This window comes from Psychrobacter urativorans, assembly GCF_904846695.1.
GTDB classification, from domain to species: Bacteria; Pseudomonadota; Gammaproteobacteria; order Pseudomonadales; family Moraxellaceae; genus Psychrobacter; species Psychrobacter urativorans.
In genome coordinates, this window is the sequence record NZ_CAJHBR010000003.1 from 159,608 (window position 1) to 180,983 (window position 21,376).

At 41.3% G+C, this 21,376-nt stretch carries 18 protein-coding genes; 9 read left to right on the forward strand and 9 right to left on the reverse strand.

The annotated features are described in order from the left end of the window. Positions 1-63: 63 nt before the first annotated feature. Complete coding sequence (locus JMY09_RS03950; RefSeq protein ID WP_201622287.1) at positions 64-1,938, reverse strand: SurA N-terminal domain-containing protein; 1,875 nt, start codon at positions 1,936-1,938, stop codon at positions 64-66. Positions 1,939-2,207: 269 nt separating this feature from the next. Next, complete coding sequence (locus JMY09_RS03955; RefSeq protein ID WP_201622288.1) at positions 2,208-2,480, reverse strand: HU family DNA-binding protein; 273 nt, start codon at positions 2,478-2,480, stop codon at positions 2,208-2,210. A gap of 958 nt (positions 2,481-3,438) precedes the next feature. On the opposite strand from JMY09_RS03955, the gene JMY09_RS03960 reads away from it, so the two are divergent. The 8 genes from JMY09_RS03960 to fdx all read left to right on the forward strand — a co-directional run bounded on the left by JMY09_RS03960 (position 3,439) and on the right by fdx (position 10,679). Next, a complete protein-coding gene (locus JMY09_RS03960; RefSeq protein WP_201622289.1) occupies positions 3,439-4,083 on the forward strand; it encodes a hypothetical protein in 645 nt (214 codons plus the stop codon). Between the two features lie 511 nt (positions 4,084-4,594). Further along, entirely contained in the window at positions 4,595-5,092 is a 498-nt protein-coding gene (locus JMY09_RS03965; protein WP_201622290.1) for an Rrf2 family transcriptional regulator, read from the forward strand. Beyond that, complete coding sequence (locus JMY09_RS03970; RefSeq protein ID WP_201622291.1) at positions 5,089-6,315, forward strand: IscS subfamily cysteine desulfurase; 1,227 nt, start codon at positions 5,089-5,091, stop codon at positions 6,313-6,315. The genes JMY09_RS03965 and JMY09_RS03970 overlap by 4 nt, the downstream gene beginning before the upstream one ends. 124 nt (positions 6,316-6,439) lie before the next feature. After that, positions 6,440-6,856: a Fe-S cluster assembly scaffold IscU gene (iscU, locus tag JMY09_RS03975; protein ID WP_201622292.1), complete on the forward strand. Its 417-nt coding sequence runs from the start codon at positions 6,440-6,442 to the stop codon at positions 6,854-6,856. A 228-nt stretch (positions 6,857-7,084) separates the two neighbouring features. Then, on the forward strand, positions 7,085-7,405 hold the full coding sequence (gene iscA, locus JMY09_RS03980; protein ID WP_201622293.1) for an iron-sulfur cluster assembly protein IscA: 321 nt from the start codon (positions 7,085-7,087) through the stop codon (positions 7,403-7,405). A 130-nt stretch (positions 7,406-7,535) separates the two neighbouring features. Beyond that, positions 7,536-8,159, forward strand: coding sequence for a Fe-S protein assembly co-chaperone HscB (gene hscB / locus JMY09_RS03985; protein ID WP_201622294.1), 624 nt, complete (start codon positions 7,536-7,538; stop codon positions 8,157-8,159). A gap of 175 nt (positions 8,160-8,334) precedes the next feature. Then, a complete protein-coding gene (hscA, locus tag JMY09_RS03990) occupies positions 8,335-10,245 on the forward strand; it encodes a Fe-S protein assembly chaperone HscA (RefSeq protein ID WP_201622295.1) in 1,911 nt (636 codons plus the stop codon). Between the two features lie 95 nt (positions 10,246-10,340). Beyond that, positions 10,341-10,679, forward strand: coding sequence for an ISC system 2Fe-2S type ferredoxin (gene fdx / locus JMY09_RS03995; RefSeq protein WP_201622296.1), 339 nt, complete (start codon positions 10,341-10,343; stop codon positions 10,677-10,679). 217 nt (positions 10,680-10,896) lie between these two features. On the opposite strand, the gene JMY09_RS04000 is transcribed toward fdx, so the two are convergent. The 5 genes from JMY09_RS04000 to JMY09_RS04020 form a co-directional block, all read right to left on the reverse strand. Further along, positions 10,897-12,294: an adenylate/guanylate cyclase domain-containing protein gene (locus JMY09_RS04000; protein WP_201622297.1), complete on the reverse strand. Its 1,398-nt coding sequence runs from the start codon at positions 12,292-12,294 to the stop codon at positions 10,897-10,899. Between the two features lie 262 nt (positions 12,295-12,556). Beyond that, entirely contained in the window at positions 12,557-12,988 is a 432-nt protein-coding gene (locus tag JMY09_RS04005; RefSeq protein ID WP_201622298.1) for an HIT domain-containing protein, read from the reverse strand. 322 nt (positions 12,989-13,310) lie between these two features. Continuing rightward, on the reverse strand, positions 13,311-17,027 hold the full coding sequence (gene mfd / locus JMY09_RS04010) for a transcription-repair coupling factor (RefSeq protein WP_201622299.1): 3,717 nt from the start codon (positions 17,025-17,027) through the stop codon (positions 13,311-13,313). A gap of 237 nt (positions 17,028-17,264) precedes the next feature. Further along, complete coding sequence (gene rraA / locus JMY09_RS04015) at positions 17,265-17,780, reverse strand: ribonuclease E activity regulator RraA (protein ID WP_227677160.1); 516 nt, start codon at positions 17,778-17,780, stop codon at positions 17,265-17,267. 189 nt (positions 17,781-17,969) lie between these two features. Then, positions 17,970-18,671: an NAD-dependent epimerase/dehydratase family protein gene (locus JMY09_RS04020; protein WP_201622301.1), complete on the reverse strand. Its 702-nt coding sequence runs from the start codon at positions 18,669-18,671 to the stop codon at positions 17,970-17,972. A 509-nt stretch (positions 18,672-19,180) separates the two neighbouring features. Between JMY09_RS04020 and rpsT the strand changes: the two genes are divergently transcribed. Further along, a complete protein-coding gene (rpsT, locus tag JMY09_RS04025) occupies positions 19,181-19,447 on the forward strand; it encodes a 30S ribosomal protein S20 (protein WP_010200097.1) in 267 nt (88 codons plus the stop codon). 140 nt (positions 19,448-19,587) lie between these two features. Here rpsT and JMY09_RS04030 read toward each other — a convergent pair whose 3' ends face one another. Beyond that, a complete protein-coding gene (locus tag JMY09_RS04030; RefSeq protein WP_201622302.1) occupies positions 19,588-20,433 on the reverse strand; it encodes a histidine phosphatase family protein in 846 nt (281 codons plus the stop codon). A 135-nt stretch (positions 20,434-20,568) separates the two neighbouring features. Next, positions 20,569-21,363, reverse strand: coding sequence for a metallophosphoesterase (locus JMY09_RS04035; RefSeq protein WP_201622303.1), 795 nt, complete (start codon positions 21,361-21,363; stop codon positions 20,569-20,571). Positions 21,364-21,376 lie beyond the last annotated feature (13 nt).

Sequence of the window (21,376 nt, forward strand, 5' to 3'; positions counted from 1 at the left end):
AGTGGCTTTTTTATAGGCTTCAGTTAAGGTAGCGGCTGACTTAGCGGCTAGTAATAGCACTTATTAGCGACCTTGGGCACCAGACAAGTTACTTTCGTTAACCTCAACTTTATACACTAAGCGTAAATACTCTAGATAATCTTGTAGTTGATCTTGACCTAAATTATCACGAATGATGCGTGCTGTTTGTGCTTTCTCAAGCGCTGATAACTGCGCTTGTTGTTGAGTCTTAATCTTGTCACCGACAATCAAAGTAGCCCCTGTTTCGGTGATGCTGGCTAAGGTTACTACTCCGTTATCAGGTGCTTGCTTACTGAAAGCTAAACCACGTTCTTTTTCACTCAATAAGGTGGTTTGACGATTCACTTCACCTAAGAACTGAAAGCCTACAGCTTGCTTATTAATATCAGCTGTAGATTTGATGCCAGCTGCTGCTTTGTTAGCGTCTTCGAGTGCTAGAGCGCTGGCTTTTTGCTTGAGCAACGTCTGAGTAATACTCGGAGTAGCAGCAGCCAAGCTCATAGTCTTAGTAGGCCGATAATTAGTTGATTGTACCCATACTGTTCCGGTACCTATATCGATACTAGTAGTAACCGCTTGATCCTGAATAGTAAACTCATCAAAAGCTTGTTTAACTACTGCTGGTTGCGATAATACTGAGGTATTATTGTCTTTGCGATAATCTTTAATACGCTTTAAAGCAACCGCCTCTTGTTGAGCAATGTCTTCGATGCTTAAGCCATCAGCAGCCAAATCGTTAATCGCCATTACTTTATCAGCATAAACACTCTGACGCTTATAGTCTTGGGCTTTAGCAACTAGCTGAGGTCGTACACTCTGCATAGTAGGGACTTTACTACCACTATCTTTAGTCACTGTAAATATCTGATAACCAAAGCTGGTTTTGATTGGAGCACTGATACCACCAACGCTCAGGCCTTCTAAAGCTTTAGTTACTGCCTGTGCATCCTTACCGAATACTGCAGGGTTAAAGCGACCAATTGCTCCACCATCAGCGCCTGAGGGATCATCAGAGTCCTTTTTAGCAACTGCAGCAAAAACTTCGCCTTTATCCAAACGCGACTTAATCTTAGTGGCACGATCTTTAGCGTTCTCGCCTGTAACTAAAATCTGACTTATCTCACGCTCATCAACAACTTCTAAACCTTGCTTATAAGCTTCGTACTGCTGCTTGATTTCTTCTTCAGTCACCGTATCAACAGGGATAGTAGCTGGATCTAATTGAATATAAGCCAAATCTACCACAGCGGCACTTTTTAGCGCCTCTTTATTACGGTCATAATAGCTTTGTATATCTGCTTTGCTCAGCTTTACTTGCTGTTGATAGTCTTGCCAATTGAAGCGATGTACCCACAAATTTCGTGACTCTAATTGCAAACCGATCAGCTGACTGACTGACTGCATAGGATAGATAGCGGTACCGACGATGCTAGCATTTAGCTGATCCAAACTTAACTGATTGCGGAACTCTGTAAACAATTGCTCCTTATTCATGCCGCGCTGACGCAAGAAGTTGGAAAACTGATCATTAGAGAACTCGCCATTGGCATCTAAGAATATCTGCTCTTGACGCAGCAGACGATTAATAGTGTCATCGGATACAGTCATCCCAAGCTTACCGGCTTGCTGTTCTAGCAAAGTGCGATCAACTAGACCTTTTAGAACTTGCTGATGCAGTACATCTTCATTGAGTAAGCTGGCATCATTCAATTGCTCTAAAATCTCAGAACGTCGGCTGTTCACAGCGCTTTGATACTCTGATAGCCCTATACTTGCATCACCCACTTGGGCGATTTGGTTGGGATCATTGGAGCCGCCAAAGTAGCTCTCAATCCCTAAAAGTGCGAGGGGCGATAGGCATAGGATCAATAAAATGCGACCAGGCCAACTTTTCAGAAAATCGCGCAATTTATCCATAATTATTTCTGCTTCTTAACCTATAGTGATGAGGACCATTGCAACAATAAATGCACTCTTGGCGGGCAACGGCATAGTGAGAAACGTCAGTATGCTATAAAGCAGTAACAAAATCTATGCCAGCGATACTAATGCGCCGACTATGATACGTGAATTTTAGTCGATACTCAAAATATTCATCTATTGTTAGCTAAAATTTATTAATAAAAAAAGCACCTCGATTAAGGTGCTTTTTTATACAAATTATTAGGATTATCAATAGTGGCGACTTAGTTCAAGCGCTCTTTTAGGTTTTTGCCAGCTTTAAAGCTTGGTACTTTACTAGCTGGAATAGCCAACTCTTCACCAGTCTTAGGATTACGGCCAGTGCGCGCTTTACGATCTTTCACGCTGAAAGTACCAAAACCTACTAATGAAATGCTATCGCCAGCTTCTAAAGCTTGGCCAACACTTTCCATAACCGCATTCAAAGCATCGCCAGCTTGAGTTTTATTTAGACCACTTTTTTCTGCAATGCTATCGATTAATTCTGACTTATTCATAAATTTTCCTTCAAGTTTAAGGGCTGTAATAAACGCTACCGCCAATTATTGTATCGCTCTCATGAAATATAAGCAATATAAACAATATGCGCAACGCCTATCTGTCGGTAACGAAGTATTAACGTCTTTATAGCAAGGCAGGCAAGGCAGTGCAAGCGATTTTACATTTTTTAATGGGCGCTACTACCTATTTAACACTTAAGGTTACGCAAAACTCCTGTAAACCGCTACTATCTGTCCTAGCAAATCAATAAGTTATCAATTAATGGGTTATTTGCTATGGATAAGGCCAGTAGTAGCAATACTCATACTGACTATAACCAACGCTGGTGGTCAGTTACTACTACCTTCTATCCATTTATTTTTTGGTAGCTATGCTAAATATTTAAGCATGGCCTCTGTTAGAGTCTTTATTATAGCCCTAATATAGGCTATTACTTGGCGACACTAAGCTAAATAGGTTGAGCTGCGTTGAGCTACATTGAGCTTAGTATCGCCGCCAATAGTTATGGCAAATAGCTATTTTTGCAGCGTAGCATGTAAACAAACTTATAACAGGCCGTTACTAGCTAAAGCAACAATACACAAACTGACAGAGAGATACATTACTTTTTATTATGAAACCGTTATGATGAGCACTGTTGCACAGGATGGGCTTTATTTCAACCTGCTTATCGGTTATTTTTAGTCAGCCAAAGACTATTTTATACCCTTAGTTATATATATTTGTTATATAGATTTTATTTTATAGAATCGATTTTACTAAGTTAACTATTTGGGCATTTAGCACTATCCTGGAATACTGTTTATAGCACTATTATTAACTGTTGCGTCTGCTTATATCTATTTTGATTCGAGCCGTTACTGTTTATGATGCTATTGATGTACGGCTGCCTTATCTACCTTTAGCTTTTGTATTACTACTTTTTTAACCTGCTAAATTTAACGGATTATTCATATGAAGCGTTCTACGTTGTCTCACTCTCTTCTTAGTATTATCTTAGTCTTCATTGAGTCTGCACTGACGCTGCTATTACGTTTAGACTCTGATCTGCGCAAAGCCGCTTATCCCCTTGCTAAGCAAGGTACTGTGGTTTGTTTACGCTTGTACTTACCACACGTTCAAGTTTTTGCGACTTTTAGTTATAAAGGGGTATTACTAGATGCTAACTTACCTGCTGAGCGTAGCGAACCAGACGTCATCATTAATGCCTATAGTGTCGAGCTTTTAAAAGCGCTAGCAACGCATGACAGCGCTACTACCGATAAGCTGCAAATGCGTGGTGAATCCGAAAAAGTACAGTTAGTGAGAGGATTCATTGCCCAAGTAGGCATGGGTGGCCTGATTCAGAGTTTATTAAAAAGATTTAAAGGCTCAGACAGCAAGAATAAGCCAAACACGGCGGACAAAGAAGAGAAAAATAATAACTATAAACTACGTATTGCTGAGCAACAAACTCAAATTAACACCCTCACTATCAAAAATCGCGAGCTTGAAGCCACAGTGAAAGAGCAACAAAGTAAACAGAAGACGGTCACTATTGCTGCAGTGGTTGCTACTATCATCGCTATTGGTGCCCTTATTGCTTTGCTTATCAATTAACACTGTCTGCAATCTTTTAGGTAACCAGTTAACCGATACTCTAATGGCTCCCTTATTGATCTAACTGCTTGATAAGGGAGTCAATTTAGCTAACTGGTCATCAAACGCCTAAAAACTAATTGCTAAAGACTTATTTATTATTAGTCTTTAGCTGGTTTATTATCTTAGTTTAATAGTGTTTTTAGCAGAAAACAGTATTAATCCTACGATTACTTTTGTAAATAACAGTCATCTATCACGTTAATCATCAGCTACCATTTTAATCTTGACTAAATTAGTCGGGATTCAGTATAATAGCCGTATCGCAGCACATATTACACGCAACATACCTTATATTCAGGTTCAATAGTCTATTGTTTAATTGCAATAACAGGTGATTTAGCTTCTGTATTAGGTGCTCACGATAAGCTGTATTTCTATTATAAAAATCATAGGTCTATTCAATAAAACCTAACACAGAAATAAGCTCGTTATTGAATTTAACTTACTATGACTCAGTTGGGGATATATTATGCGCTTGACTACCCGAGGTAGATACGCGGTTACCGCCTTGTTAGATTTAGCATTACAAACCAGTCAACAAGACTGCGCAGTTTCCCTATCTGACATTGCCAAGCGCCAATCCATCTCTATCTCCTATCTTGAGCAGCTATTTTCTAAATTGCGTAAGCAAGGATTAGTTACTAGTATTCGCGGGGCATCTGGTGGCTATTATTTAGCCAAGCCGCTTAACGAAATCGATGTCATGACTATTATCTCTGCAGTTGATGAGTCAGTTAATGCGATGCAATGTGAAGGCCGTGGGGATTGTCAGGGCGGTACTATGTGCTTAACTCATGATCTTTGGTGCGCATTATCCAATCACATTGAACATTACTTAAAGAACATTACCTTAGCACAATTACTAGATATGGAACACGTACAATCTATCTCAGAACGTCAACAGATCTCTGTTTTAAAAGACATTAATACTATTACTTTATCGACCAGCGAGGCAAACCCAGCATGAGCCAACATAACCAACTTATTTATTTAGATTATGCCGCCACAACGCCAGTTGCCAGAACGGTAGCCGCTAAGATGAGCGAATATCTAACAGTAGATGGCATCTTTGGTAACCCAGCATCACGTTCACACGGCTATGGCTGGCAGGCCGAAGAAGCAGTAGAAACTGCTCGCCAGCAAGTTGCTGAAGTAATCAACGCTGATCCTCGTGAGATCGTCTTCACTTCTGGTGCTACAGAGTCAGATAACTTAGCTATCAAAGGTGCTGCGCATTTTTATCAATCACGTGGCAAACATATCATTACCAGTAAAATAGAACATAAAGCAGTGCTAGATACTTGCCGTGAGCTTGAGCAAGAAGGTTTTGAGATTACTTACCTTGAGCCACAAAAGAGCACAGGCTTAATCTTACCAGAACAAGTTAAAGCCGCTTTGCGTGAAGACACTATCTTAGTATCATTGATGGTAGTTAACAATGAACTGGGTACTTTGACTGATATTGCCGCCATTGGTGAACTCACCCGTGCCGCCAACGTAGTATTCCATGTTGATGCTGCTCAAGCGGTTGGTAAAGTGCTTATCGATGTGCAAACTACTAAAGTCGATTTGATGAGTTTCTCAGGTCATAAGGCTTATGGTCCTAAAGGTATCGGTGCCTTGTTTGTCAGTCGTAAACCTCGTATTCGTCTAAAAGCAGAGCAACATGGTGGTGGTCATGAACGTGGTATGCGTTCAGGTACTCTACCTACTCACCAAATCGTCGGACTTGGCGCCGCCTTTAGCTTAGCTAATGAACGCCATAAAGAAGACAATGCTCATGCAGCAAAACTACGTCAAAAGCTTTGGGATGGTTTACAAGATATTGAAGAGATTTACTTAAACGGTGACCTCGAGCACAGTGTGCCTAATATCGTAAACATCAGCTTTAACTTCGTAGAGGGTGAGTCATTAATGATGTCACTCAAAGATTTGGCAGTATCTTCAGGTTCAGCTTGTACCTCAGCTACCTTAGAGCCCTCTTATGTACTACGTGCTATTGGTCGTCCAGACGAGTTAGCGCACAGCTCTATTCGCTTTAGTTTCGGTCGTTATACTACCGAAGAAGACATCGATACCGTTATCAGTCAGATGCACTCTGCTGTAGATAAACTACGTGCCCTATCACCACTTTGGGATATGTATCAAGAGGGTGTTGATCTAGATTCAGTCGAATGGGCTGAACATTAAGAGCTGACCGTAAACAATTATTTATCAGACAATACCGTCAATTACGAGTAAATGTTTGACCCCAATTTAGATGAGCAACCAGCTGCTTAGCACCATTGCTCATCATCTAACCAGGAGAATACTCATGGCCTATAGTGACCAAGTTATTGATCATTACGAAAATCCACGCAATGTTGGCAACCTTGATAAAAATGCCAAAAACGTTGGTACCGGTATGGTTGGCGCTCCAGCTTGTGGCGATGTAATGCGCTTACAAATCCAAGTTGATGACAACGGTATCATTGAAGATGCACGTTTTAAGACTTACGGTTGTGGTTCAGCTATCGCTTCAAGCTCACTAGTAACTGAGTGGCTTAAAGGTAAAAGCTTGGATCAAGCAGGTGAAATCAAGAACAATGATATCGCCAAAGAGCTTGCGCTACCACCAGTGAAAGTACATTGCTCTGTACTAGCAGAAGATGCTATCAAAGCCGCTATTAGCGACTATAAAGGTAAGCACAGCGCTGCTAGCACTGAAGCGAAAGAAGCTGCAACTAGCTAAATAGCTCAAAGTAATTAGCACTTGATTACCGTATAAGTTATAACAAGCTGCTTGAGCTATAGAGGTGACAATAACGTTTATGTAATTGTCACCTTTTATTTTATGCTCATTCTTAACAGCAAAAATTTCTAAAAAACAAGCTATTAGTACTAGCCGTTACCTTGATTGGTTACTTGAATTTTAGTCTTGATAGCACAATATTATTATCAATAATTAATAGGAGTTGGCATGATTGAAATGACAGAACGCGCCGCTCAGCATGTTCGAGATTTTTTGGACAATCGCGGCAAAGGTGAAGGTATCAGAGTCGGTATTCGTACTGCTGGTTGCTCAGGTTTGGCTTATGTCTTAGAGTTCGTGGATACCCCTGACGACAATGACACTCGTTATGAAAGCCGTGACGTTAGTATTTTTATAGATCCAAAAAGCTTAGTGTATTTAGATGGTCTGTTGATGGATTATGAAAAAGAAGGTCTTAATGAAGGCTTTAAGTTCACTAATCCTAATCAAAAAGGTGAATGTGGCTGCGGCGAGTCCTTTACAGTATAGAATCCGTTTGCCTGTACAGCGCACATGCGTCAGGTTACTGTAAAAAATCTAGCCCTGTTTAGGTTAACTATTTCTCAAGGCTAAGCACCGTTTAGTTTATTGCAAAGCTCATTTACATAAGGCCGCTAACATGACTTCAGTTACTACCTCTCAGTTAGATACTTCTATCACTGAAACTAACCTTCCTGAGGCTCAGTTCGATAATTTTTTTGCATTATTTGAGCAGCCGGTACAGTTTGAGCTGATACAAAACCAGCTTGATCAGCGTTTACGTCAACTGCAAAAGCACTATCATCCTGACAATGTTGCCAAGAATAGCATTGAAGCTAATGTTGCCAAGTCTCTACAACAAGCCGAGCAAGCTTCTGCAATTATTAATCAAGCCTATCAAACTTTGAGTAGAGCAGATAGCCGAGCCGGTTACCTACTGGATATGGCTGGGCAAGCACAAACGCTAGAGAATTCAATCGCTGACTTAGATTTTTTAGAAGATGCTATGGATCTGCGTATTGATTTGGATGAAGCCATTGATAGTAAGGATAAGTCAACCTTACAACAGTTACATCCACAGATAGCGGACCGTCTAAGCACTCAAGCTATGTATTTTAATCAAGCTTATACTAGTCAGGACTGGCAAACGGCTATCGATGCTACGCAAAAGCTAAAGTTCTTAGTGAAACTAGACGCTGATATCACTATAGCCCTTGATAATTTGGCTGATAGCCATCAAACAGATGATGACTTGTACGTTTAATTAGCTTCCAAAGCTATTTAAAGTTGTGCTTGAGGTTAAATAGCGGTTACCAATACCGTATAATCTGCAAAACGTTATAGCAGTCTAATTACGATATTCTACTGCTACAGTTAGTTATTATTTTTGGCAAGTATTTTGCCCTTATATTTTATTCATTCTATCTTTGAGTTGTCTTATGTCTTTATTACAAATCGCTGAACCCAATCAAAGTGCACAGCCACATAAGCATCGTTTTGGTATCGGTATAGATTTAGGAACGACGCGCTCATTAGTAGCTGTGGTTCGCTCAGGTAAAGCGCAAGTACTAGAGGCCAATAACCCTAAAGATACTTTATTACCCTCTGTAGTTTACTATCCAGCGACTGGTACCCCTCTAGTCGGTGATGAGGCGCTAAATCACTTATCTAATGATCCTCAGAACACTATCATTTCAGCTAAACGCTTTATGGGTCGTAGCCAAGCAGATATCAAATTCTCTCATCCTTATCAGTTAAGCGGTGATAAAGAAGATATGCCAGCCTTTGTGACTGCCCAAGGTGAAGTGTCTCCAGTAGGGGTCTCAGCGCGAATACTAGCGGCACTTAAGCTGCGTGCGCTCAGCGCTCTACCTGAAGACAGTATCGAGGGGGCGGTGATCACTGTTCCTGCCTATTTTGATGAGGCGCAGCGCCAAGCTACTAAAGATGCGGCGCAAGCTGCTGGTATCAAGGTACTGCGTTTACTCAACGAGCCTACGGCAGCAGCAGTCGCTTATGGCCTCGACAAAATAGCTCAGCGCACCGATAGTACAGCGGATAGTAGTGCAGAAAACAATAGCGAACAGTACTATCTTATTTATGATCTCGGTGGTGGTACTTTTGACGTGTCTATCCTTAAGCTAACCGATGGGGTATTTGAAGTCTTAGCCACTGGTGGTAATAGTGCGCTTGGCGGTGACGATATTGACCGCCTGTTAACTAACTGGTTGATTAAACAGCTTGATATCGCGCCTAGTGATGTCAGCTTGCATGACAAATCGCTACTAGCGCAGCAAGCTAAGCAGTATAAGCAAGCACTGACCGACCATCAGCAAGTCAATATCAATATCACCATCAACGATCAAGCCTTTCAAGGGGTATTGAGTCGTGAAGATTTATTGACTATCGCTGAGCCAGTCAATCGTCGTACCTTAGCGGTATGTGAGCAAGTACTGCGTGATGCCAAACTTAATATCGACGCATTAGACGAGGTGATATTAGTCGGTGGCTCTACTCGTATGCCAGCCGTACAGCAAATAGTCACTGAGTTTTTTGCTAGAGAGCCTTTGTGTCGTTTGAACCCTGATGAAGTTGTCGCTTTGGGTGCCGCCCAAACCGCGCATCAGCTAGTTAATGGTGACAGTAACAACAACCTACTGCTACTCGATGTTACGCCTCTATCGCTTGGCCTTGAAACTATGGGCGGTCTGGTTGAAGTGCTTATCGCGCGTAATACCCCTATCCCAGTCAAGAAGCGCCAAGTATTCACAACATATCAAGATGGACAGACGGGTATGGTCATCCATGTAGTGCAAGGCGAGCGTGAGACCGTAGATAACTGCCGTTCGCTTGGACGCTTTGAGCTGTATGGTATTCCGCCGATGAAAGCTGGTTTTGCGCGCATTGAAGTTACTTTCAGTATTGATGCTAATGGTCAGCTGACGGTTAGTGCGCAAGAAACCACGAGCAAGACTGAAAGTAAAATTGAGATCACTCCTGCTTATGGTTTATCAGATGAGCAAAAAGAGCAGTTATTGATTGCTGGCTTTAAATATGCCGAAGAAGATAAAAACGCGCGCTCATTGATAGAGACTAAAGTAGAAACTGAGCGTGAATTATTGGCTTTACAATCAGCACTAACTGACTTTGCCCCCTTATTAGACGCAGAAGAGCAGCAGACTTTAGCCACGCAGATGCAACAAATGCAGACGGCTTTAAGTACTGGTGACTTAGCGTTGATTGACGCTCAACGAGCTAAGCTCAAGCCACACAGTGATAACTTCGCTGCCCGTATTATGAACCAAAGCGTCAAAACCAGTATGGCTGGAACTAAAGCTCAAGATTGGTAAATCCTAAATCGGTAGCGGATGATCGCTACTTGATGTTATGTCATTATTTTTATATCTCACTTTTTTTGAACTCATTAGCAGCGGATAATTAACCCATGCCAAAGATTACTATATTACCACATTTTGAAATATGCCCAGAAGGGATTGAAGTTGAACTAGAGTCTGGCAATAACCTATGCAAAGCATTATTAGAAAAAGGCATCAGAGTTGAACATGCCTGCGAGATGTCAAAAGCTTGCACCACTTGTCATGTAGTCGTGCGTAAAGGTTTTGATAGTTTAGAGGAAATGGATGATATTGAGGCTGACTTGTTAGATCGTGCTTGGGGTCTAGAGGCAGATTCACGCTTATCTTGTCAAGTAATGATAGAAGATGACGACTTAACCATCGAGATTCCTAAATATACTTTGAACCATGCTAAAGAAAATCATTAATTACATAAATTGCTGTTGATTGGATTATAAAAGCGGGTTAAGTTAATCGCCTATATTTGTAAAATCAGTCATAAAAAAGCCTACTATAGTTATGATAGTAGGCTTTTTTAATCGTCTTAAATAGCTTCTTTTGCTTATTAAGCACCTCAATTATAGTCTCGCTTTTCATCCTAGCGGCTATTTATCAGTCTCAGGTACTATTTATTAGTATCAGGTACTACTTGTTGCTCTGCTGGCTAGTAGTTGCCGCATTACTCTCTCTTTCAATGCGTTCAAGAGCAAAATTCAGCCTACTTCTGATCTCTTGATAATCCTCATCTTGCATGTCTTTAAAGTTTAGATGCAAGTTAAAACCAGGTAAAGTATGATCGACCCACTTCGATAATTGATCTTCATTGGCGCTAGGATCTAGTACTTGCCAAGTTTCTATTTCCTTGTTAAAACCTTTTAGCTGAAAAGCACCCACATACTTACACTCGTAATCGTGACAAACATAGTCATGAGTGCGTCTACTGATCAGAATCTCTCCTTTGCCAGCCATAACCTCTAAGCGAGCTGCTAAGTTAGCTTCTCTACCAATAACCGTATAACTGAGACGATTATCACTGCCAAAATTGCCCACATGACAGTAGCCAGTAGTGATTCCTATACGTACATATAACCCCTCAAAGCCCATTAACCGCCACTTCTGTCTTAAGCTACGCATCTCTCGGCGCATATCAATAGCCATAGCTACACAGTCTAGAGCATCTTGACGGGTACCACGGCTACTAGGCTCACCAAAGAAGCAAACCATCCCATCACCGATAAACTTATCGAGAACCGCTTCATGCTTATGAGCAATGGCGGTCATACACTGCATATAAGTATTTAGGATTTCTGCTAAGTTATCCGCACTTAGACTATCAGACAACTCAGTAAAGCCAGCGATATCCGAAAACATAATGGATAGCTTGGCACGTTTATTATCTATAGAGACCGGTTTATTTTCTTTTACAATCGGTTGCCATACTTGCAAAGGTATAAAAAGCGTTAACTTATTAATAATCGATAACATCGTTTTAGCTTGCCCTGTGGCTTGCTTGGCAGTGGTGTTATAACTAAGATACTGATGATGCATATGCCAAAACTGCTGCAAGATCACCGCAATACTAGCCAGCAATACTGAAGATGGTAGCCACCCTGTATTACAATCGAGTTTATTATCATTTAAGGTAATACTGACATAGTAAAATATCCATATACTGACCATAGAGATGATAAGTAATCTTAATCGACTATCAGGCTCACTAGTCAAAATGCGTACGCCGATCAATAAGCTTAAACTAAGCGATAACACTACACAAAACTGCATAGACCCAATAACAGTAGATAATAAAATCACTACTATATTAGAAGTCCAGAAGCTAGTTTGACGCCGATAGTTGTAAATCAAAATCATCAAACTAGGAATGCTGACAGCCACGAATAATGCCATCGATTCGGGAGTAAACTTGGAATGTAGCACTATGAGAGTCACAGTAAGCAACAATACTAGGACTTCTGGATAATCAAAGCTACCCACAGTATGGGATTTGGACGAGGGATCAGGTTTCAGTGGCTCTAAAACGACCATACTATTGACTCGTTATTACCAAAAGAAAATAAGGAGAAGGAGTTGCAAGACATGTCTTTTGATAAGGCTTTATCAGCTTATAGATTATAAGGATATAATCATATAGATAATCTACCGTTTGTCACAAAAAAAACGCCTTATATCAAATAATTTAGCTAAAAAATCCTAAATTATCGATAACGGCGTTTAATATATCAAACGAGCGGCGCAAAAAAGGCTCTATTCCCTAGTTATCTAGCGCTTACAGTACAGCAGTCGCCTCTCACATTTGCCAATCAAAAGGCATTTGATGATGTCCACGTAGCGCCATCATCAAAGTTTGCTGCATTTGTGCCATAACTTCTTGGCTATAAGGTATCGCAGGTATACCCCATACTGGGTTTGGCCATTGACTGTCATTTTGGTAACGTACAATATGATGAAAATGTAATTGTGGCACTTGATTACCAAGAGCTGCGACATTCATTTTATCCGCCTGAAAAGTCTTAGCTAACTGGCTCGATAACCAGCTTGACTCACGTAAAAACTGCGTCTGATCGCTCTCAGACAACTCATAAAGCTCCTTAATGCCTGATACTCGTGGTACCAATATCAACCAAGGAAACTGACAATCATTAATCAAACGACAAGTTGATAACGGGAAATCGCCCACCAAAAAACTATCGGCAGCAAGCTTAGGATGTAATTGGAACATAATGACGGTTTCTCTTGTTATAAAGTATTAATAAAGGAAATAAAACCCACAAAAAGTCTACTGATGTCATTTTATCAGTTATCTAACAGATAAAATAGCGTCATTGTCATATCTACCTTAACTGTACTAGGGTTAAATATTGTTAGAAATTATCTAATAGGCCAGTACAACCAAGGCCATTATTCATAGTCGCAATGACGACCCAATCAAACAACAAGCTTTATCCTATAATAAGATAGACAACTTTACAAATAACCCTTAGCGTTAATAAGGGCTACCCAGCTAAGTTTATAGTCTAAATGCCTAAGCTATAGTAAAACCTCTATGCAGGCTCTACTACTTTATGATTATCAAAATAGCGTAACAAGTCTTGGACCGCCGTTACCCGCTGTTGCGCAGTTGCAAGTTTAGCCGAGTCACTATAACGAATACCTGATGCGCCATTCATACGATAACGCTGACCATCAGTCTGAATCAATTTTATAATAGCTAAAGCGTCAACTGGCGTATCAGGAGCGAACTCTAAAGTCATACTATTACTATTAGCATCGATCTTATTAATCATCAAGGGCTCAGCTTGGATACGCAATCCATGTACTGCAAATAGCTGCTTAGTTTGATCGGGTAAAGTGCCAAATCGATCAATCATTTCAGTACGAATATCGATTAAAGCTTCTCGATCATCGGCATTACTAATACGCTTATAGAACAGCAAACGTTGATGCACATCATGCAGATACTCTTCAGGTATCAGCGCCGAGCTATGTAAGTTAATCTCACTAGTCAATGATAACGGGGTATTTAGATCGGGCTCACGACCAGCCTTGATCGCTTTAGTAGCACGCTCTAGCATATCCATATATAGGCTAAAGCCTATCGCTTGCATATTACCACTCTGCTGCTTACCGAGTATCTCGCCTGCTCCGCGAATCTCTAAATCTTCGCTGGCTAGCATAAACCCTGCCCCTAAAGTATTAGCACGCTCGATGGCATGCAAGCGCCGCTTAGCATCGCCTTTTAGCCCCTTAAGTGATGGCACAAGCAAGTAGCAATAGGCTTGGTGATGGCTACGTCCCACTCGACCACGCAACTGATGCAGTTGCGCTAAGCCAAATTTATCAGCACGCTCGATAATGATAGTATTAGCATTAGGAACATCGATACCCGTTTCGATGATAGTAGAGCAGATCAGCACATTGAAGTTCTTATGGTAAAACTGCTCCATAACTTGCTCAAGCTGACGCTCCTGCATCTGCCCGTGTGCAACCCCTACTCTAGCCTCAGGTACTAGCTCACGGATAGTTTCTGCCATACGCTCAATACTAGCTACATCATTATGCAGCAAATAAACTTGCCCGCCTCGTAGTAGCTCACGTAATATAGCCTCTTTCATCAAAGCATCTGTTTTTTGCATCACAAAAGTCTTGATAGCCAAACGACGTGCTGGCGGGGTGGCGATAATAGACATATCTCGCATACCTGATAATGCCATATTCAGAGTACGCGGAATAGGAGTAGCAGTCATTGACATGCTATCGACATCAGTCTGAATAGCTTTGATACGCTCTTTGTGCCGGACACCGAAACGATGCTCTTCATCGACAATCATCAAGCCTAAGTTAGAAAACTTAACATCAGGCTGTAGCAACTTATGAGTACCGATAACAATATCAACTTTACCCGCTGCTAAGTCAGTTAACACTGTCTGTTGATGCTTTTTGCCCCCAAATCGCGATAAGGTTTCGATACGTACCGGCCAATCAGCGAAACGATCACGGAAGTTATCTTCATGCTGTCCTGCCAGCAAAGTAGTTGGCACTAATACCGCCACTTGATAACCAGCACTAACCGCGATAAAGGCTGCTCGCATAGCGACTTCCGTTTTACCAAAACCCACGTCACCACATATCAAGCGATCCATTGGCTGATTTTGTTTCATATCCTCCATCACCGCATGAATAGCATTGGCCTGATCCGGAGTCTCTTCAAAAGCAAACTGACTAGCAAATAGCTCATATTGCGAGATATCAATTTTGAAATGAATACCAACTTTGGCTTCACGTCTAGCCTGTATATTAAGTAGCTCAGCAGCAACGTCATGTATCTGCTCGAGGGCTTTTTGCTTGGCCCTATCCCACTTCCCACTGCCAATCTTATGTAAAGGGGCAAGCGCTGGATCACCGCCACTATAGCGGCTAATCATTTGCAAATTAGCAACTGGCACATAAATACTGGCTTCATCAGCGTATTTTAAGTGAATAAACTCTTGGTCACCATCACCGACATCTAAGGTAATCAAACCGTTATAGCGACCGATACCGTGCTCAATATGCACAATAGGGCTGCCTTGGGTCATTTCAGTAACGCTCTTGACTAAGAACTCTTCTGACACCCCACTCTGGCGACGGCGACGAGTTTGCAACACTTGCCGGCCAAACAGTTGCGTCTCACTAATAACTACTAAGCGCTCAGGGACATAAACACCGCGCTCAATAGGAGCAACTGTGAGCCCGACATGAGGACGTTGGTTGTTAGTATTTAAAGCACTAGAGTGTTCAGCCGCTAGAAATTCTTTGAAAGTTGCATATGCAGTCACATCAATCTTGCCCTTAAACAGCTCAATCAAAATCTCTCGACGACCCGCAGTTTCGGCAACGATCAATACCGGGGTCGCAGCTTGTGCTTGTAACCCTAAAAAAGCTAATAGCTCAGCTAGCGGTTCAGACTTCTGATGATTGACTGCTAGCTGCGGTGGTGGTTGAACATTTAAGGTGACTAAACCTTGTTGTTTATTTACAGTTAAAGCTGATGGCGGCTCTGATACTGAGCTCTCGTTATCAATTGAAGCCACATCCGTCATCTGCACTAGCTCATTACGCGCGCTTAGGATAACTCGCGGATAACGGTTCAGATGCTCGTTTAGGGTATTAGATAACAAATACAATAATTCAGGAGCAACGATAGGCTTATCAATATCATGGCGACGCTCTTCATAACGCCGTTGAATCTGTGACCAGTACTCAACTTGATGCTCGCTAATTAGCTCATCAGAGATTAACAAGGCATTACTAGGCAGATAAGCGAAGAGGCTACTCTCCTGAGCCCAGTCTTTTAGATCAAAAAATAACGGCTGGTAATATTCAACACCACTACTAGAGATACCAGCCATTACATCTTTATACAGCTCAAATTTGCGACTACTGGTATTAGGGAACATCGCCGCAAAGTTCATCCGAAAGGTTTCTCTACCTTCTTCTAGTGGGAACTCTTTTGCTGGTAGAATCTGGAACTGTTGAATAGGCTTAGAGATATCAGGTAGCTTGTGTAATAGCGATATCGACTCTTTACCCATACTGCTATCATTGCCAGATAACATCGCTTTAAGATCATCCTCAGTAAGCGTACGCTGGGTTTGTGGATGAAAAAACCGAATAGTCTCAATCTCGTCATCGAACAAATCTAAGCGCAGTGGAAAGGGTTGGCCCATCGCAAAAATATCAATGATACTGCCACGTACAGCAAACTCTCCTGGCTCAAATACATTTTCGACCGCTCGGTAACCGGCTTTTGCTAATAACTCACGCTGGGTATTAATATCGAATTGATCGCCCACACTAAGATCAAAATGTTGACCTATTAACCAGCTTGGAGGTGCAACACGATGCATCAAAGCTTGAATAGATATCAACAGCACCCCTGAAGTTGGCATATCAGTCAGCAGGTTAATACGTTCGCTGACAATATCTTGATGCGGTGACAACTCATCGTAGGTTAAAGTTTCCCAATCAGGAAACACATAAGCGTCGACGCCACAAAACGCCAACTCAGTCTCAATTTGATTAAGCTGATTTTGATCGCGAGTGACTACTACTTTTAGGCGCTCTGCCACATCCCAAAATGGTGATTGAATCAAGCTTGCTAGCCATAAGCTACTGACAGCACCATGCACCGGCGTCAGCCAGCGTCGCTGCGCATTGTCAATGGGGAATAGCTGCTGGTTAATAGGGGCAAAAGCATCAGTCAGAGCAGTAATAGGCATAGATAGTAGGATCTAAGTTAAAAGTCAGAGGGTTATTATACGAATTTTTTGCCGTTTGACCAAAATGTATGCCGTAACGGTTTGTGATTAAGATGACAATTCGTTTACTAAAGCAAAAATCCCAGCCGCTAAGCTGAGATTTATAACCTGCTGTATTTTATCAGTACTATACTTGCTAAGTATTACGTTGTTATAAATACTACAGGTAAGCAATATAATAACGAATAAAATTATAGGCTATATCAAGGCTCTATCGCTAGCAATGATCCCATTGTTATCTGCATATATAAACATACCCGAATTAAGGGTCAAGTCACCAAAGCTAATTTCAAGATCGGTTTGACCTTCATCGCGGCGGTTAGATTTGCGTGGGATGCAACCCAATGCCATAACGCCAAGTTCCATTTGAGCCATATCATCAACATCACGCACACAGCCATAAATGATGATGCCCGCCCAGTCATTGTCTATCGCCGACTGCGCAATCATATCGCCTAGTAGCGCACAACGCATAGAGCCGCCACCGTCAACTACTAGCACTTTACCTTCGCCATTGCTGTCTTTGCCATCGCTATTAAGCAAAGATTTGACACGACTATTATCCTCAAAACATTTTACTGTGACAATCTCGCCACAAAATCTATCTTTGCCACCAAAACTGTAAAATGACTTACCCTCTATATTTGGCAGGCAAACTTGCGACTCAGGATTGGCATCTAAAAGATCACAAGTGACAAAATTCTCTTTATTCATAGTAGCTTCTGACATCTATACACTCCTTGTTGATAATTATTATTAAGCTTTATCTTAAAGCACTTCTAATAGTGATTATTATTGATAATAGCGTTGTTACTGTTACTGTTACTGTTACTGTTACTATAACTATTGATACTTAGGCTATTTTTAGCTTGTATGTCTATTTATTGCTACTGAGTAGTTAGCTTAATGTTTTACTCGCGTCATCGCAAGCATCTGCTTATTTTCGATAACAGTGACATTATTGATACTAGGTTCAGGGCGGTACTTGTTGCGCTCATATATATCGTGAGCGCTCATCGCCATAGCACTAGCGACACGTTTGGCAGAGATAGGATGTAGCGGTAGGGATTCAGATAACAGCGGCGAAATCAGCTGAAAAGCTTTTTGACTGATGCTCTCTAACGGACGCCCTTTGTGTTTGCCAAGTAATAATGAGGGACGAAATATTACCAACTGGCTAAAATCCAACTCAGTTATCGAGTTTTCTGTCTCAGCTTTCACTTTATTGTACAAAAAGCGGCTATCAATATCAGCATTCATTGATGAGAGTAAAAAGAAGTTTTCCACACCCTTGCTATGACAGAGCTTAGCAAAGTTAACATTATAATCATGATCAACTTTACGGAAGACTTCATCACTGCCGGCCTGTTTTTTAGTAGTGCCAAGGCAACTAAAAGCGTCAGTACTCTTATTTACCCCAATGCTAGTAAACACTTCGGTTAAGTTGTCAAAATCATTAACTTGATAAAAATGCATACTGGCATTGATATAGCGCGGTGGACGCCGTGCAATCACGATTAAGGTATCGTAAAGCTCACTAAGCTGCTTGACAAGATGTTGTCCTACCAACCCTGTCGCGCCAATAACTATTGCTTTTCGTTGCATATCTTGTCCATTTTTAGAGTCGTGAGGTCTACCGACCTAATTGTTAAAAAGGTAAGCCCATAACAACCATTGTTACTAATAAAAGCCACCAATGCAATTGGCTACTAAAAGTATGGTATTTCGGTGAGGAGATATTAATATCATACCTAAGTTGGCGAATAACGGAGTGGTTTGTTGACGATTTATTGTAAGGGATTTTATCAGCTAAGTATATTAGGGTCATATTTGCTAATCATAGCCGTATTACGCCAAATACTAGCTAAGTATTGCACTTGTTTACGCATTGGCTATCAAATATATTGTTCTAAGCGCAATAATTTGCTAAGATAACCGCCTTTACACGTTAAGACTATTTAATTATTCCAAATAGTCTCAGCGTTTGCGATGGCTTATTTATATTTGTCATCGATATTATTAATAATGAAACGGCTGTTCATTACTAATGATGATTAAGCCAATTATTGCAACTCACATTCATATTTTTATCTGTCTTTATCAAGGAGATACGCGTGGCTAATACTGCACAAGCTCGTAAACGCGCCCGTCAAAACACTAAACGTCGTCAGAACTCTGCGTCACAACGCTCTATGGTTCGTACTTACTTAAAGCGTGTTGATGCGGCAATCGCAGCTAAAGATTATGACGCGGCTACCGAAGCTTACAAAAAAGCGGTACCGGTTCTTGATCGTATGGCTGACAAAGGTATTATTCATAAGAATAAAGCGGCTCGTCGTAAAAGTCGCCTAAACAAAACTATCAAAGGCCTACAAGCTTAAGACTGTTTTAGTTTAGACTGTACGAAAAAAAACCTTGTCCTAGTGACAAGGTTTTTTTATGCCGATAAAAAGCTATTTAAATACTGCTAATCACCTTAGTTAATGCGTTAGTAAACAAACCGCAGACTCAATCAGTAAGCTTAATGCCACTTAACTTCAGGTGGTAGTAATAACTTGCTCTGATGGCTCTGAGGATAGCCTGAAGAGTAATAATCCTCCAGCAAGCTGCTCACGGTACGGCTATGGACTTTACCACGCCAGACGAGATGAACGCTAGTTTCAATAAAAGGTTTATGATCGAACCACAAAAACACTCCCTCCATCATCTTTGGCCAATCATTCCAGCCCACTTCTTTGATGTCGAACATTACAGCCAAGAATGCGGATAATAAAGTGTCATGACTGACTGCAAGCATTAAATGACCTTGCTCTGGCTGATGCTGATAAAACAGCGACAAGATATCTATGCCACCTTGATAAGAATTCTTGGTGCCTTGAAGATTACCTTGCAAAAACCTATTGATGAAATTTAGTACCCCAATCTCTTTAAATACCTCACTAACCGTTTCAGGCTCAGTCACTAAGCTGCCAGGCTCTACTAATAATGACTGATGAGCTATGCAACGTTGCAAGCCTGCACCTTCTTGCATCAATTGTGCGGTGTCAATGCACCGTCCTATAGGGCTTGAGATGCTATCAACATCAAGGGAGTAAGGTAGATTACCGTCTAGCCAACGCCCCCAAGACTTAGCCAGTACCCGACCCTTAGCAGTTAGTGGCAGCTGATAGCTAGTAAAGCCGTTACCATCAGAACGCTCACGTAATGAGTGTCTAGTGAATAGAATCAGTCGTTTGTCAGTAGGCAATAAGCTAACTGAAGGCACCATACTATCGGGCAGATGCGCAGGTGCTGATATGTTCAATACTGGCTTTACCAGCATTTCAGCTGATAATTCAGCACTAGATGATGTAGGGTATTTGCTCATAATAGCTAGCGTAGCAGATTTTTTGTCTGGAGTGAACGAAATACAAATTTGGTAGCAATATAACTAAAGATACCTGAAAATAACTAACGCTGTTAGCATTATTAGTAATTAACCATTAATACCCGGTAATACGCTCTAAATCTCGATCACTCTATCCCAAGCAAACTCAATATCGGTACTACTAACCTCATTAGGATAAGCCCGAGGATTAACGATGACTCTAGTTTTATCAATACGATAATCAAAGGCTTCATGGGTATGGCCATGCACCCATAATACTGGTGCCCAAGACTCACTCATCCATGCCGATAAATCACTGACAAAAGCGGCATTACTAGGTAAGGTGGCATACTTCTCTGACACTGATAGAGGGCTAATACTGTGATGACTCATCACTATCGTTTTTTTGCCTAATTGCTCAGCCGTGATCAGCGCTTGCTGAAGCCAGTGACGCTGCTTAGTATGTAACTGTATTGATAACTCAGGCGAGAATAGATCCGTACCAGCATAGATTTGCTTATAATCACGCATAAAGCGTCGGGCCGTTGCCATAGTGTCTTCATTGGCTTGATACTGATAATCTGTCCACAAGGTACAGCCTAAAATACGTACTTCACCTATGTCTATATGCTGACATTGCAGCACCCTAACGCCTTGGTTGCTCACTGCATTATAGTTGTCCCAAGTAGCCAGCTTCTGATCGAAATGTAGCACGTCTTCATTAAAATACTCATGATTACCAGCAACCGTAATTAGCGGTACTTGCAAGCGTTCTGCCTGCTGCTGCAGCCACGGCATGCCAGTATCACTGTTTGCAGTATCACCAGCCACTAACACTACATCGGCATCCGTCTTTGGGATGTGACCTAGCTCTTGTGATTGTCTGGCGTAACTGTCTATATGTAAGTCGCTTAAAATCTGTAGTTTCATACTATCCAATATT